The 14,394-nt window shown below is 33.8% G+C and carries 13 protein-coding genes; 11 read left to right on the forward strand and 2 right to left on the reverse strand.

Annotated elements, in window-relative coordinates; all coding sequences use genetic code 11:
- Positions 1 to 150 precede the first annotated feature (150 nt).
- Positions 151 to 1,545 (reverse strand): MocR-like pyridoxine biosynthesis transcription factor PdxR, encoded by a 1,395-nt coding sequence (gene pdxR, locus CD111_RS04810; RefSeq protein WP_095089807.1) that lies wholly within the window; start codon positions 1,543 to 1,545, stop codon positions 151 to 153.
- A 106-nt stretch (positions 1,546 to 1,651) separates the two neighbouring features.
- On the opposite strand from pdxR, the gene pdxS reads away from it, so the two are divergent.
- Both pdxS and pdxT read left to right on the forward strand, forming a co-directional pair.
- On the forward strand, positions 1,652 to 2,539 hold the full coding sequence (gene pdxS / locus CD111_RS04815; RefSeq protein ID WP_095089805.1) for a pyridoxal 5'-phosphate synthase lyase subunit PdxS: 888 nt from the start codon (positions 1,652 to 1,654) through the stop codon (positions 2,537 to 2,539).
- Between the two features lies 1 nt (position 2,540).
- Entirely contained in the window at positions 2,541 to 3,119 is a 579-nt protein-coding gene (gene pdxT, locus CD111_RS04820) for a pyridoxal 5'-phosphate synthase glutaminase subunit PdxT (protein WP_095089803.1), read from the forward strand.
- A 39-nt stretch (positions 3,120 to 3,158) separates the two neighbouring features.
- Here the strand turns inward: pdxT and CD111_RS04825 are convergent, their stop codons facing one another.
- A complete protein-coding gene (locus CD111_RS04825; protein WP_095089801.1) occupies positions 3,159 to 4,379 on the reverse strand; it encodes a NupC/NupG family nucleoside CNT transporter in 1,221 nt (406 codons plus the stop codon).
- 174 nt (positions 4,380 to 4,553) lie between these two features.
- On the opposite strand from CD111_RS04825, the gene CD111_RS04830 reads away from it, so the two are divergent.
- The 9 genes from CD111_RS04830 (at position 4,554) to gltX (ending at position 14,300) form a co-directional block, all read left to right on the forward strand.
- On the forward strand, positions 4,554 to 5,015 hold the full coding sequence (locus tag CD111_RS04830; RefSeq protein ID WP_095089799.1) for a CtsR family transcriptional regulator: 462 nt from the start codon (positions 4,554 to 4,556) through the stop codon (positions 5,013 to 5,015).
- 14 nt (positions 5,016 to 5,029) lie between these two features.
- Positions 5,030 to 5,566, forward strand: coding sequence for a UvrB/UvrC motif-containing protein (locus CD111_RS04835; RefSeq protein ID WP_095089797.1), 537 nt, complete (start codon positions 5,030 to 5,032; stop codon positions 5,564 to 5,566).
- Positions 5,567 to 6,571: a protein arginine kinase gene (locus CD111_RS04840; protein WP_095089795.1), complete on the forward strand. Its 1,005-nt coding sequence runs from the start codon at positions 5,567 to 5,569 to the stop codon at positions 6,569 to 6,571.
- 19 nt (positions 6,572 to 6,590) lie between these two features.
- On the forward strand, positions 6,591 to 9,053 hold the full coding sequence (locus tag CD111_RS04845; protein WP_095089793.1) for an ATP-dependent Clp protease ATP-binding subunit: 2,463 nt from the start codon (positions 6,591 to 6,593) through the stop codon (positions 9,051 to 9,053).
- A 163-nt stretch (positions 9,054 to 9,216) separates the two neighbouring features.
- The gene (gene radA, locus CD111_RS04850) at positions 9,217 to 10,587 is read left to right on the forward strand and encodes a DNA repair protein RadA (protein ID WP_095089791.1); all 1,371 of its coding nucleotides are present in this window, start codon (positions 9,217 to 9,219) and stop codon (positions 10,585 to 10,587) included.
- A 22-nt stretch (positions 10,588 to 10,609) separates the two neighbouring features.
- On the forward strand, positions 10,610 to 11,668 hold the full coding sequence (locus tag CD111_RS04855; RefSeq protein ID WP_095089789.1) for a PIN/TRAM domain-containing protein: 1,059 nt from the start codon (positions 10,610 to 10,612) through the stop codon (positions 11,666 to 11,668).
- Positions 11,669 to 11,670: 2 nt separating this feature from the next.
- Complete coding sequence (ispD, locus tag CD111_RS04860) at positions 11,671 to 12,357, forward strand: 2-C-methyl-D-erythritol 4-phosphate cytidylyltransferase (RefSeq protein ID WP_095089787.1); 687 nt, start codon at positions 11,671 to 11,673, stop codon at positions 12,355 to 12,357.
- Positions 12,350 to 12,829: a 2-C-methyl-D-erythritol 2,4-cyclodiphosphate synthase gene (gene ispF / locus CD111_RS04865; protein ID WP_095089785.1), complete on the forward strand. Its 480-nt coding sequence runs from the start codon at positions 12,350 to 12,352 to the stop codon at positions 12,827 to 12,829. Before ispD ends, ispF begins: the two co-directional genes overlap by 8 nt.
- A 16-nt stretch (positions 12,830 to 12,845) precedes the next feature.
- The gene (gene gltX / locus CD111_RS04870) at positions 12,846 to 14,300 is read left to right on the forward strand and encodes a glutamate--tRNA ligase (RefSeq protein WP_095089783.1); all 1,455 of its coding nucleotides are present in this window, start codon (positions 12,846 to 12,848) and stop codon (positions 14,298 to 14,300) included.
- The last annotated feature ends 94 nt before the right edge of the window (positions 14,301 to 14,394 follow it).

Consider the following 14,394-nt stretch of genomic DNA (forward strand, 5'->3'; position numbering starts at 1 on the left):
GTTGGGCTTACGTTCCGCGAGAGTAGGACGTTGCCGGGCAAGTAATAAAAATGGATGCGATGAGCCGCACTCGAGACCTGTTAGGTCTCTTTTTTTATATAAATTAAGCTATCCTTACATTATATATTTAATGTAAGGATAGCTTTTATGTTATTTATCAGTTCTCCAGCATGTAATAAGTGCTTCAATATGGCTTTGAAGATCTTTATTCTCTATACCACCGAAGCCTAATACGAAATGGGGGGTATCATCTCCTTTTTTAAACCGATAATGAGAGAGTGGTTTAATGTCAATACTGCATTCTTCTGCACGTTTAATGCATTCATCTAAAGTTAATCCATTTCTAACCGTAAGAATAAAGTGCATACCTGTTAGTTCTCCTGATACAGTAAAATGATTAGGATATTTATGAAGCTCATTTATAATTGTATTTTTCTTGTGTCTATATATTTTCCTCATACGATTTAAATGTCTTTCAAAATGTCCTTCCTCCATAAATCTACTCAGAATAAATTGTGTGTGTCTAGGTACTGTACCACCTTCTATGTTTGATTTTTCTTGATATTGTTTAAGTAACTTTTTAGGTAATACTGCATAAGCAACTCGAATAGATGGAGATATTGACTTAGAAAATGTACTGACATAAATAACACTGTCCGTATTATCAATGCTTTGAAGCGCAGGAATAGGCTTTCCACTATATCTGAATTCTGAATCGTAGTCGTCTTCTATAATATAACGAGATGGCTTTTCAGAGGCCCATTTAATAAGCTGCGTTCTCCTCTTTAAATCCATAATCACGCCTGTTGGAAATTGATGACTAGGTGTAATATATACAATATCTTTGTTTGCTTTATTAATTTCTTCTATATCAATACCGTTTTTTCTTACAGAAATAAATTCAAAAGGGATGTGCTTTCTTTTCAGTAAATCACGAACTTGTTTATATAATGGATCTTCAATCATGTATGTAGCTGAAGCAATCGTATCCGTTATTATTGAAAGTAATTGTTCAGTTGAGGACCCTACGATAATCTGATCTGGAGAAGCATTTACGCCTCTACTATGAAAAATATAGTTTCTAATTTCTTTTCTTAAACGATAATCACCTTGTTTATGTCCACTATCTAACATGTAAAGTTGTGCTTCATCGAAAGCCTCTTTAGCGTATTTTCTAAAAAGGCCGTTCGGAAAATGTGATTGATCAACCGCACCAAGTTTAAAAGAATATTTAAAATGTCGTGGTTGGTGTTGAGTATCATTGGTTAATTTTGTTTTATACGTTACAGGTAGATTTACTATATCATTTATATAGAAACCTGATCTATTTTTGCTGTATATATAGCCTTCATCTGCTAGTAATTGATATGCATGTTCAATTGTTGTTTGACTAACTGATAAATAATGGCTAAGTTGCCTCTTTGAGGGTAGCTTCTCGTCATGTTGTAACACGTTGTTTATAATGTTTTTCTTAATATTTTCATAAAGTTGTTTATATATTGGTACATTAATATTTCTATTAATGTTAAACATAAGCATTTCCATAAGTTCCTCCATTAACTGACCACTAAATATTTATTAAATGTGGCACTTTTACCAGTTCAGAATTTAGTATAACCTACTAGTAAGCGTTTTAAAAGGAGGAATATTAATGTCTAAAATAACAGGTTCAGATAAAGTAAAAAGAGGTATGGCAGAAATGCAAAAAGGTGGCGTCATTATGGACGTTGTCAATGCAGAACAAGCGAAGTTAGCAGAAGAAGCAGGTGCTGTAGCAGTTATGGCATTAGAAAGAGTACCATCTGATATAAGAGCGGCAGGTGGCGTAGCTAGAATGGCAGACCCACGCATTGTAGAAGAAGTTATGAATGCTGTTTCTATACCAGTTATGGCTAAGGGGAGAATTGGTCATATAACTGAAGCACGTATATTAGAGTCAATGGGTGTAGACTATATAGATGAATCAGAAGTACTTACGCCAGCAGACGAAGAATATCATTTAAAGAAAGATGATTTTACAGTACCTTTTGTTTGTGGATGTCGTAATTTAGGAGAAGCAGCAAGAAGAATTGGTGAAGGTGCTGCAATGTTACGTACAAAAGGTGAGCCAGGTACAGGTAATATCGTAGAAGCAGTTAGACATATGAGACAAGTTAATAGTGAAGTGCGTAAATTAGTGGTTATGAGTGATGATGAAATCATGACTGAAGCTAAAAATATTGGTGCACCTTATGAAATTTTGAAAGAAATTAAAACATTAGGTCGTTTACCTGTTGTTAACTTTGCAGCAGGTGGAGTAGCAACACCAGCAGATGCAGCTTTAATGATGGAATTAGGTGCAGATGGTGTGTTTGTAGGATCTGGAATCTTTAAATCAGAAGCACCAGAAAAGTTTGCTAAAGCAATTGTACAAGCAACAACACATTTCCAAGATTATAAATTAATTGCAGAACTATCTAAAGAATTAGGTCCAGCAATGAAAGGCTTAGATATTAATCAATTATCTTTAGAAGAGCGTATGCAAGAGCGAGGATGGTAATATGAGAATAGGCGTTCTAGGCTTACAAGGTGCTATTAGAGAGCATCTGAATCATATTAATCATGCTGGTCATGAAGGTATCGTAATAAAGAAGGTTGAACAACTAGAAGGTATAGATGGACTAGTGTTACCTGGTGGTGAATCTACTACTATGAGAAGGTTAATGGATTTATATGGTTTTACAGAGGCACTTAGAGAGAGTGAGATACCTATGTATGGCACATGTGCAGGTCTTATATTACTTGCAACAGAAGTTGTCTCTCAAGAAAGCCACTTAAATAAATTAGATGTATGTGTTGAAAGAAATTCATTTGGAAGACAAGTGGATAGTTTCGAGCAATTTTTAGAAGTAAAAGGTATAGAAGAGAAGGTTAATGCAGTATTTATTAGAGCACCTCATATTGAATATGTGAATGACGGTGTGGAAATCTTATCTAAAGTAGAAGATAGAATAGTTGCCGTTCGACAAAATCAATATTTAGGTATTTCATTTCATCCAGAGTTAACAGATGATTATAAAATTATGAAATATTTTATTGAAGAAATTGTAGCGCAATATCAAACAGAATATATTAAATAAAAAAACACGAGACTTTACGCGTCTCGTGTTTTTTATATCTTACAAGAAGAATCCTGCAATTGTAGCTGAGATAAATGATACAAGCGTTGCACCGAATAATAATTTAATACCGAAGCGAGCAACTGTATTTCCTTGTTCATCATTTAATGATTTAACGGCACCAGCAATTATACCGATGGATCCAAAGTTTGCAAATGAAACTAAGAATACTGAAATAATACCTGTAGCACGTTTAGAAAGTTCTGCATCTGGAAGTAATCCCATAGCAACAAATTCGTTAGATAATAGCTTAGTAGCCATAATACTTCCTGCCTCTACAGCATCACTCCAAGGAATCCCTGCAATGAATGCAAGCGGTGCAAATACAAATCCGATTAATGTTTGGAAGTCCCAATCAATTGAGCCACCTGAAACTGTATGAAGGATATTTCCTGTTAAGCCATTTAATAATCCGATTAATGCAACATAACCAATCAACATAGCTGCAACAATTACAGCAACTTTAAAGCCGTCTAGAATATATTCACCTAACATTTCGAAGAATGATTGTTTATGTTCACCCTCTTCAATAATGATGTCATCTTTGTCAGGATCAACCGTATAAGGGTTAATAATAGATGCAATAATAAAACCGCCAAATAAGTTTAACACGACAGCTGTAACAACGTATCTCGGTTCTACCATAGTGAAGTAAGCACCGATAATAGAAGCTGAGACTGTTGACATAGCAGAAGCAGTCAATGTGTACATACGATTTTTAGGAATAAAAGGAAGTTGTTTCTTGATTGAAATAAAAACTTCAGATTGTCCTAAAATTGCAGATGCAACAGCATTATATGATTCTAATTTCCCCATACCATTTACTTTTGAAATGATAAAGCCTAAATATTTTATGATAAACGGCAATATTTTTGTATATTGAAGTATACCAATTAAAGCTGAAACTAACACGATTGGTAGAAGAACGTTTAGGAAGAAAACGTTTGTTGGTTGCTTAGATTTAGGATCTAAGTTGGCCATTCCACCAAATACGAAGTTAACACCTTCCATTGCTTTCATAATAATATAGTTAAATCCCTCAGACAACTTACCTACGAAGTAGATACCCCCAGTTGTTTTTAAGAGTAAAAATGCAAATATAAATTGTATAACAATCATGATACCTATGTATTTCCATTTTACGCTTTTTTTATCTGAACTTACGAGCCATGCTAAGGCTAAGAATAGTAAGATTCCGATAATCCCGATAATAATATGCATAATACACACACCTTTCCCAATGTAATTCTCTCTTGAATAACCTATCATATATCATAACTTATTTTTAATGAAAGCGGTACAATAATTTAAAAAAACTTTAAGAAACAAATTAATTGAAATAATAAACTTCACAACATATAATATAGTCAAAGAAGGTCAAAAGAGGTGATGTTTATGCACAACATGTCTGATATTATTGAAAGATACTTAAAGCAACTATTGGAAGAAGCTCAAGATAATGCTGTTGAAATAAAGAGAGCACATATTGCTGAAAAGTTTGACTGTGTTCCTTCCCAATTAAATTACGTTATTAAAACTAGATTTACAAATGAACATGGTTATTCTATTGAAAGTAAAAGAGGTGGCGGAGGATACATTCGCATATCTAAGGTAGAGACGAATAGCCAATCAGCATTTATACAACATTTGTTAGAGTTAATCGGTGATCAAATTTCTCAGGCAAATGCATTTAGAATTCTAGATGGTTTATATGAGAATAATTTAATAACAGATAGAGAGAAAAAAATGATCGTTCAAACGATTCATAGAGATACATTACAAATAGAAATACCATATCGAGATATAATACGAGCAAATATATTGAAAAGAATACTAGCCGTTATACATTATAGTTAAAAAGGAGTGACAGTATGCTTTGTGAAATCTGTGGTAAAGAAGAAGCGACGATTCAATTAACATCTACTGGAAAAAAACATAATACAGAACAATGGATTTGTAAAAGTTGTGCTTCTGAACATTTTTATTTTCAAGATGATCAAATGAATGATCAAAATTTAGACCAAGAATTTGTAGTGAATCAATTTTTACAATATCTTGTAGGAAAACATGGCATTAATTTTAAACAAGTTCAGCCACAAGAAGAGAAGCACTGTCCAACATGTGGTATGACGTTACCTGATATAGCTAAAGTTGGTAAATTTGGATGTCATGATTGTTACGAAACATTCAAAGATGATGTACCTCAAATTATTAGACGCGTTCAAGCAGGTAGTGGAGAACATACCGGTAAAATTCCGGTTTCTTCAAGAAGTAAAATCCAGCTTAAACAGCAAATTGCTGAAAAAGAAAAAATGCTTCAAGAATTAATAGAGGAACAAGCATTTGAAGATGCCGCAGTTGTAAGAGACGAAATTAAAGCTTTGAAAGCAGAAGGTGAGGTCAAGTAAATGGAAGAACATATTAATGAACATATTAGTGATTGGATGAAAGAAAAAACAGATACCCCAATTATAATGAGTTCAAGAATAAGACTTGCACGTAACCTTCAAGATGAAGTTCATCCGCTCAAATATGATGATGATCAAATAGGAAACAGAGTTATAGAAAAAGTGACAAATGCATTATCTGATTTAAAGCTAGTTCGATTATCAGATTTATCAGATCTTGAAAAAAACCAACTCGTATTCAAACATTTAATAAGTCCAGCACTGACTAAACAAGATACGGGAGCGGTATTATTAAATGAAGAAGAGTCGACGAGTGTAATGATAAATGAGGAAGATCACGTAAGAATTCAAGTCATGGGGAATAACCTTGTATTGAAGGAACTTTATGATGTAGCTTCCAAAGTAGATGATGAATTAGATAAACATTTAACGATATCTTATGACGAGAAGCATGGCTTTCTAACAACTTGTCCTACTAATATAGGAACTGGATTACGTGCAAGTGTGATGTTGCATTTACCAGGCTTAAGCATTATGAAACGAATGAAACGAATTGGACAAGCGATAAATAGGTTTGGTTACACTATTAGAGGCATATATGGTGAAGGAACAGGTGCATTAGGTCATGTTTATCAAATATCTAATCAATTAACATTAGGTAAAACTGAACAAGAAATTATTGAAGATTTAACGCAAATAGTAGAGCAAATTATAAGTGAAGAAGAGCAAATTAGAAGCAGGTTAAATAGATTCAATCATATGGAAACTAAAGATAGAGTGCATCGTGCAGCAGGTATACTTAAATCGGCACAATTAATATCTGTCGAAGAAGCTTCATTAAGGTTAAGTGAAATGAAACTGGGTATAGATTTAGGATACATTGAGCATGATGATTTTAATTTTGATCATTTAATGGTTACAATACAGACACCGTTCTTTGAAGATGAAGAATCTAAACAATCAGTGGATGAAAAACGAGCTACATTTTTAAGAGAACATATATAAATAAATAGGAGGTTAGTTTATGCTATTCGGTAGATTAACAGAACGTGCCCAACGTGTATTGGCGCACGCACAAGAAGAAGCAATGAGATTAAATCATTCAAATATAGGTACAGAGCATTTATTATTAGGCTTAATGAAAGAACCAGAAGGCATTGCGGCGAAAGTACTAGATGCTTTTGGTATAACAGAAGAAAAAGTCACAAAAGAAGTTGAAAACTTAATCGGCCAAGGCCAAGAACAAGTTGGTGCTATTCACTATACACCACGAGCTAAAAAAGTCATTGAACTATCAATGGATGAGGCAAGAAAGTTAAATCACACTTTCGTTGGAACAGAACATCTACTTCTCGGATTAATTCGTGAAAATGAAGGCGTTGCGGCTAGAGTTTTTGCTAATTTAGATTTAAATATTACGAAAGCTAGAGCACAAGTTGTGAAATCACTAGGCAGTCCAGAACAAGGTTCTAAAAATGCCCAAACAACAAAAAACCAAGCGACACCTACTCTAGATGGATTAGCGAGAGATTTAACAGTTATTGCTCAAGATGGTACTTTAGATCCAGTTGTTGGACGTTCTGATGAAATTACACGTGTAATTGAAGTGTTAAGTAGAAGAACTAAAAACAACCCTGTATTAATTGGTGAGCCAGGTGTAGGTAAAACTGCAATAGTAGAAGGTTTAGCACAAGCTATCATTCAAAATGAAGTGCCTGAAACGTTAAAAGGTAAACGTGTTATGTCATTAGATATGGGTACAGTTGTTGCAGGTACGAAATATCGAGGCGAATTTGAAGAAAGATTGAAAAAAGTAATGGAAGAAATTCATCAAGCAGGTAATATTGTTCTATTTATTGATGAGCTTCACACATTAATTGGTGCTGGTGGCGCTGAAGGTGCAATTGATGCATCTAATATCTTAAAACCAGCATTAGCACGAGGCGAACTACAATGTATAGGTGCTACTACATTAGATGAATACCGTAAATACATTGAAAAAGACGCTGCGTTAGAAAGAAGGTTCCAACCAGTTAAAGTAGAAGAACCTAATACTGAGGATTCTATTTCAATCTTAAAAGGCTTACGTGATCGCTATGAAGCACATCATAGAATCAATATTTCTGACGATGCAATTGAAGCGGCAGTGAATATGAGTGATCGCTATATATCTGATAGATTCTTACCAGATAAAGCGATTGATTTAATAGATGAAGCAAGTTCAAAAGTTAGACTAAGAAATTACACAACGCCGCCAAGTCTTAAAGAACTAGAAGCGGAATTAGAAACAGTTAAAAAAGAAAAGGATTCTGCTGTACATTCACAAGAATTTGAAAATGCAGCAAACTTGAGAGATAAACAAACTAAACTTGAAAAACAATTAGAAGATACAAAAAACGAATGGAAAAAAGCACAAGGTGAGAAAAACACATGTGTTACTGCTGAAGACATTGCAGTAGTAGTAGCAAACTGGACAGGCATACCGATTACTAAATTGAATGAAACAGAATCAGAAAGACTGTTAAATTTAGAAACAATCTTACACGATCGCGTAATCGGCCAAAATAACGCTGTTCAATCAATTTCAAAAGCAGTAAGACGTGCAAGAGCAGGATTGAAAGATCCTAAGAGACCAATTGGTAGCTTTATCTTCTTAGGACCAACAGGTGTAGGTAAAACAGAACTTGCAAGAACATTAGCAGAAGCAATGTTTGGTGAAGAAGATGCAATGATTAGAGTTGACATGAGTGAGTTTATGGAAAAACATTCTGTCAGTCGATTAGTTGGTTCACCTCCAGGATATGTAGGTCATGATGATGGTGGTCAATTAACTGAGAATGTAAGACGTAAACCATATTCAGTTATTCTATTTGATGAAATAGAAAAAGCACACCCAGATGTATTCAATATCTTATTACAAGTATTAGATGACGGTCACTTAACAGATTCTAAAGGTCGTAAAGTAGACTTTAGAAACACAGTTATTATTATGACTTCAAATGTTGGTGCACAAGAGTTACAAAATTCTAAATTTGTTGGATTTGGTGCGAAAGAAAGTGGTCCTGACTATGAAACAATTAGAAAAACAATGATGGACGAACTAAAACAACAATTTAGACCTGAATTCTTAAACCGTGTGGATGACATTATCGTCTTCCATAAGTTGGAAAAAACACACTTAAAAGAAATTGTAGCTAAAATGGCTAACAACTTAACTAAACGTTTATCAGAACAAGGAATTCATATTACGTTATCAGATGCAGCTCAAGATAAAATTGCAGATGAAGGTTATGATCCTGAATACGGTGCTAGACCGTTAACTAGATCAATTCAAAAAAATGTAGAAGATAACTTAAGTGAATTGATTTTATCTGGTCAAGAATTAGTAGGTAAAGATGTTATCGTTGATTATAGAGACGATGAATTTAAATTTGATTTATCTGATCATAAAGATGACAAAGCAAAAGAAGCGACTACTCAGTCATAGTCAGTAAAGTCTAAAGGTAAATATTTAATTGAACACAAAAGTCCGCAACCATATATGAATATGGTTTTGTGGGCTTTTATTATTGGGATGAAGTATATTAATTTGTTTTTACAGTCGGTGAAGTTTAAAATATAAATAGTCAATTAACTCGGAGGTAACATGAATGGCAAAGAAGAAAGTAATATTTGAATGTTTAGCCTGTGGTCATCAGTCACCAAAATGGATGGGGAAATGTCCTAATTGTGGTGCTTGGAACCAAATGGAAGAATCGATAGAACATAAAGAAACGAAAGGTCCCAAAAATACCTTTAAATCAGATGCGCCAGCTCAAAAAGTCGAAAAACTTAAAGATATTAAAGAGGAAGATACACCTAGAATTAAAACGAAAATCAATGAATTTAATAGAGTGTTAGGTGGCGGAATCGTAGAAGGTTCACTTGTCTTAATTGGAGGGGATCCAGGTATAGGTAAATCAACTTTATTATTACAAATATCTGCAGCGCTATCTCAAAACAAAAACGTGTTATATGTTTCAGGAGAAGAATCAGTAAGACAAACAAAACTAAGAGCAGAAAGATTAGTTGAAGATTCAGGAGAACTAAATGTATATGCTGAAACAAATTTAGAAATTATACATAGTATGGTTCAAAAAATTAAACCAGATTTGTTAATTATCGACTCTATTCAAACGGTGTATCACCCGGAAGTGACATCGGCTCCTGGTTCTGTTTCACAAGTAAGAGAGTGTACTCAAAATTTAATGCATATCGCTAAACAAATGAACATCGCTACGTTTATAGTTGGTCATGTTACTAAAGATGGTCAAATAGCTGGACCAAGATTGTTAGAACATATGGTGGATACAGTATTGTATTTCGAAGGAGATACACATCATGCATACCGTATATTAAGAGCAGTGAAAAACCGTTTTGGATCAACAAACGAAATGGGTATTTTTGAAATGAAGCAAACTGGATTGAATGAAGTTAAAAACCCTTCAGAAATGTTTTTGGAAGAACGTTCAAAACATGTTGCAGGTTCAACGATAGTTGCTACAATGGAAGGTACTCGTCCTATATTGGTAGAGGTACAAGCGTTAGTTACACCAACGACATTTCATAATCCAAGAAGAATGGCAACAGGTATAGATCACAATCGTTTGAGCTTACTCATGGCAGTCTTAGAGAAGAAAGAAAATTTCTTGCTACAACAACAAGATGCTTATATCAAAATTGCTGGTGGTGTTAAACTAAGCGAACCTGCAGTAGACTTAAGTATTATTATCGCAATTGCTTCAAGTTTCCAAGATAAGCCAACAAAAGGAGACGATTGCTTTGTTGGTGAAGTTGGATTAACAGGTGAAGTTAGAAGAGTTGCAAGAATTGACCAACGTGTTCAAGAAGCGGCTAAATTAGGATTTAAACGTATCATCATTCCTAAGAATAATATTAAAGGACTAGAATTCCCAGAAGGGACAGAAGTAATAGGTGTATCAACTACGAGAGAAGCATTAAAGATAGCTTTTAGTGTCTGATTAACCATTAGGAGGTTAACGAATGAAAATTTTAAAAGGGCTAATCATCTTATGTTATTTAGTCATAGGATCCTCGCTAGGTATTTTGGTGATTCCTGAACTTATCAATACATTTAGCATTCAACCAGAACACGTACTTTCAAACCCTTATATAGATAGTTTGATAGGCGCTGTTATCATGTTTTTATTATTTGGATTTTTAATAGACAAAATTGTAGATATTGCGGATCAAGGTGAGAAATACTTATTAAAACGAAGTATTCTTGAAATATTCTTTGCTACCATTGGTGTCATGATAGGTTTGATGATTGCAGTTATGGTTTCATTTATATTAGAGATGATAGGCGCACCAGTTTTGAAACATATCCTACCCATTATTATTGCTGCTTTTCTATGTTATTTAGGGTTTCAAATTGGTTTGCAAAAGCGTGAGGAAATATTAAGATTGTTTCCAGAAAATATTTCTAATTCTTTAACGAGACAAACATCCGCAAGAAATTCAAAGTTACTAGATACGAGTGCTATTATAGATGGCAGAATTTTAGATGTTGTAAAATGTCATTTCTTAGATGGCGAGATATTAGTCCCACAAGGTGTAATTGAAGAATTACAAGTTATTGCAGATGCTAAAGATAGTATTAAGAGAGATAAAGGTCAAAGAGGTCTTGATATATTAAGTGAATTAAGGGATACCGATTTTCCGATTTCGATAGTTGAACCTAATTCAACTCATAAAGACGTTGATGCATTACTCATTAAATTAGCTAAAAAATATAACGCAAGTATTATTACGACTGATTATAATTTAAATAAAGTTTGTGCAGTTCAAGATATTAAAGTATTAAATGTGAATGATTTATCAGAAGCCATTAAACCAGTTGTTCATCAAGGTGACACTTTTAAATTGCTAATCTCTAAAATTGGAAAAGAAGATGGCCAAGGTGTGGGTTATTTAGATGATGGCACGATGGTCGTTATTGAAAAAGGTAGAGAATATATTAGTCAAACAATTACGGTTGAAGTGATGAGTTTATTACAAACATCATCGGGTAGAATTATTTTTGCGAAGAAGGTGTCATAACATTGGGTTTTACAGTGATTATTCCAGCAGCTGGACAAGGAAAAAGAATGGGCAAAAAAATCAATAAATTATTTCTTGAAATAAACGATGAAACTATTATTCGTCACACTGTAAGCATCTTTCAAAATATTAAATCATGTGAACAAATATTTATAGCAGCACATCCAGATGAAGTGAATATGATGGCAGCGCATTTAAAGGACTTTGATAAAGTAGCTGCTGTTATATCTGGTGGTAAAGAAAGACAACATAGTATTTACGAAGTGCTAAAAGTGATAGGTAATACAGATGTAGTGATGGTTCACGATGGTGCGAGACCACTAGTTTCAAGTGAAAGTATTGAACAAGTTTATAAAGATACATTAGTCCATGAGGCTGTTATTTTAGCTGTTCAAGTGAAGGATACTATCAAGAGAGTAGTCGATGGCGTTGTGGAAGAAACGTATAATCGTTCTACAATGTGGCAAGTTCAAACGCCACAGTCATTCAAAAGAGATGTAATTTTAAATGCTTATCAATTAGCCGAAGAAGATCAGTTTTTAGGTACTGATGACGCTTCATTAGTTGAAAGAGCAGGTTATAAAGTACATGTGACAAACGGTGATTACAATAATATCAAAATTACAACTAATGAAGATTTAGTAGTGGCAGATTCGATAATAGAAAGACGAGGTATGAAAGATGTTTAGAGTTGGTTATGGCTATGATGTACATGAGTTTGATGCGAATAGACCACTTATTATAGGTGGAATTGAGATTGAACATAAATATGGATTAAAAGGGCATAGTGATGCAGATGTGTTACTTCACGCGATAACAGATGCTATATTAGGAGCAGCAAGTTTAGGTGATATCGGAAAACTTTTTCCGGATACAGATATGGCATTTAAAAATGCAGACTCAAAAATACTTTTGGCAGAAGCATATAAACAAGTTTTGAAAAAAGGATATCAACTTGGAAATGTAGATGCTACAATTATTGCTGAAAAACCAAAATTCAGACCACATGTTGATAATATGAGAGAAACAATAGCATCTATTTTTGAAGTTTCGATAGAGGATGTCAATGTGAAAGCCACAACGAATGAAAAGTTAGGTTTTCTAGGAAGAGAAGAAGGCATACAAGCACAAGCTGTGGTATTATTAACAAATAAAGAATAAAAACAGGAGTGAGACGATGAGTAACAAAGTAAGAGTAAGATATGCGCCAAGTCCAACTGGTTACTTACACATCGGTAACGCAAGAACCGCATTATTTAACTATTTATTTGCAAAACATTATGATGGTGACTTCGTTATACGAATTGAAGATACAGATTTAGCGAGAAACTTAGAAGATGGAGAAGCATCACAATTTTCTAATCTTGAATGGTTAGGTTTAGGTTGGGATGAATCAGTTAATAAAGACGGAGGATACGGTCCATATCGTCAATCAGAACGTGGTCATATATACCAACCGATTATTGAACAATTATTAGCAGAAGATAAAGCATACAAATGTTATATGACTTCAGAAGAATTAGAAGCGGAAAGAGAAGAGCAAATTGCGAGAGGCGAAATGCCTAGATATAGTGGGAAACATGCACACTTAACTAAAGAAGAGCAAGATGCTTTTGAAGCTGAAGGCAGACAACCAAGTATTCGATTTAGAGTACCACAAGATACAGAATATATTTTTAACGATATCGTTAAAGGTGATGTAGCATTCGATTCAAATGGTATCGGTGACTGGGTTATCGTCAAAAAAGATGGTATTCCAACTTATAACTTCGCAGTAGCAATCGATGATCATTTCATGGAAATTTCTCATGTTATTCGTGGTGATGATCATATTTCAAATACACCTAAACAGCTTATGATTTATGAAGCATTAGGATTTGAACCACCAAAATTTGCACACATGACGTTAATCGTAAATGAAGAGCGTAAGAAATTAAGTAAACGTGATGGTCAAATATTACAATTCATCGAACAATATAAAGATTTAGGTTATTTACCAGAAGCTATCTTTAATTTTATTGGATTATTAGGATGGTCTCCAGAAGGTGAAGAAGAAATCTTTTCTAAAGAAGAGTTCATCAAAATTTTCGATGAAAAACGACTTTCTAAATCACCAGCATTTTTCGATAAGAAAAAATTAGAATGGATTAACAACCAATACATGAAAGAAAAAGATTCTGAAACATTGTTTGAAATGACGATGCCTCATATGATTAAGGCAGGATTATTATCTGACAGTCCTTCAGAAGCTGAATTACAATGGGCTAAAGATTTAGTTGGCTTATATCAACAACAAATGAGCTATGCTGGAGAAATTGTTCCTTTATCAGAGTTGTTCTTCAGAGAACACTTAGAATTTAGCGACGAAGCTCAAAGTGTGCTTGACGGTGAACAAGTTCCAACCGTAATGGCAGAACTTGCAAAACAACTTGAAACGTTAGAGCCTTTTGAACCAGCAGAAATTAAAAAATCAATTAAAGCAGTGCAAAAAGAAACAGGTGTTAAAGGCAAACAATTATTCATGCCAATTCGTGTTGCTGTCACTGGACAAACACATGGTCCAGAGTTACCAAATACGATTGCATTATTAGGTAGAGATAAAGTGTTGACTAGATTAAAACGTTTCGTTTGATTTTTTTCAAACTAGACACTATTATAAAATTGACTTAAAGGATAAGTAGTTTAAATTATGTGAAACAAAGAGAGTACATGTTTGGTGGAAATGT

Source organism: Mammaliicoccus stepanovicii, assembly GCF_002902525.1.
In the GTDB taxonomy this organism is placed as follows: domain Bacteria; phylum Bacillota; class Bacilli; order Staphylococcales; family Staphylococcaceae; genus Mammaliicoccus; species Mammaliicoccus stepanovicii.

Coding starts and splice junctions, on each gene's coding strand:
- pdxR (WP_095089807.1), bottom strand. CDS start 1,545: ATGGAAATGCTTATGTTTAACATTAATAGAAATATTAATGTACCAATA.
- pdxS (WP_095089805.1), top strand. CDS start 1,652: ATGTCTAAAATAACAGGTTCAGATAAAGTAAAAAGAGGTATGGCAGAA.
- pdxT (WP_095089803.1), top strand. CDS start 2,541: ATGAGAATAGGCGTTCTAGGCTTACAAGGTGCTATTAGAGAGCATCTG.
- CD111_RS04825 (WP_095089801.1), bottom strand. CDS start 4,379: ATGCATATTATTATCGGGATTATCGGAATCTTACTATTCTTAGCCTTA.
- CD111_RS04830 (WP_095089799.1), top strand. CDS start 4,554: ATGCACAACATGTCTGATATTATTGAAAGATACTTAAAGCAACTATTG.
- CD111_RS04835 (WP_095089797.1), top strand. CDS start 5,030: ATGCTTTGTGAAATCTGTGGTAAAGAAGAAGCGACGATTCAATTAACA.
- CD111_RS04840 (WP_095089795.1), top strand. CDS start 5,567: ATGGAAGAACATATTAATGAACATATTAGTGATTGGATGAAAGAAAAA.
- CD111_RS04845 (WP_095089793.1), top strand. CDS start 6,591: ATGCTATTCGGTAGATTAACAGAACGTGCCCAACGTGTATTGGCGCAC.
- radA (WP_095089791.1), top strand. CDS start 9,217: ATGGCAAAGAAGAAAGTAATATTTGAATGTTTAGCCTGTGGTCATCAG.
- CD111_RS04855 (WP_095089789.1), top strand. CDS start 10,610: ATGAAAATTTTAAAAGGGCTAATCATCTTATGTTATTTAGTCATAGGA.
- ispF (WP_095089785.1), top strand. CDS start 12,350: ATGTTTAGAGTTGGTTATGGCTATGATGTACATGAGTTTGATGCGAAT.
- gltX (WP_095089783.1), top strand. CDS start 12,846: ATGAGTAACAAAGTAAGAGTAAGATATGCGCCAAGTCCAACTGGTTAC.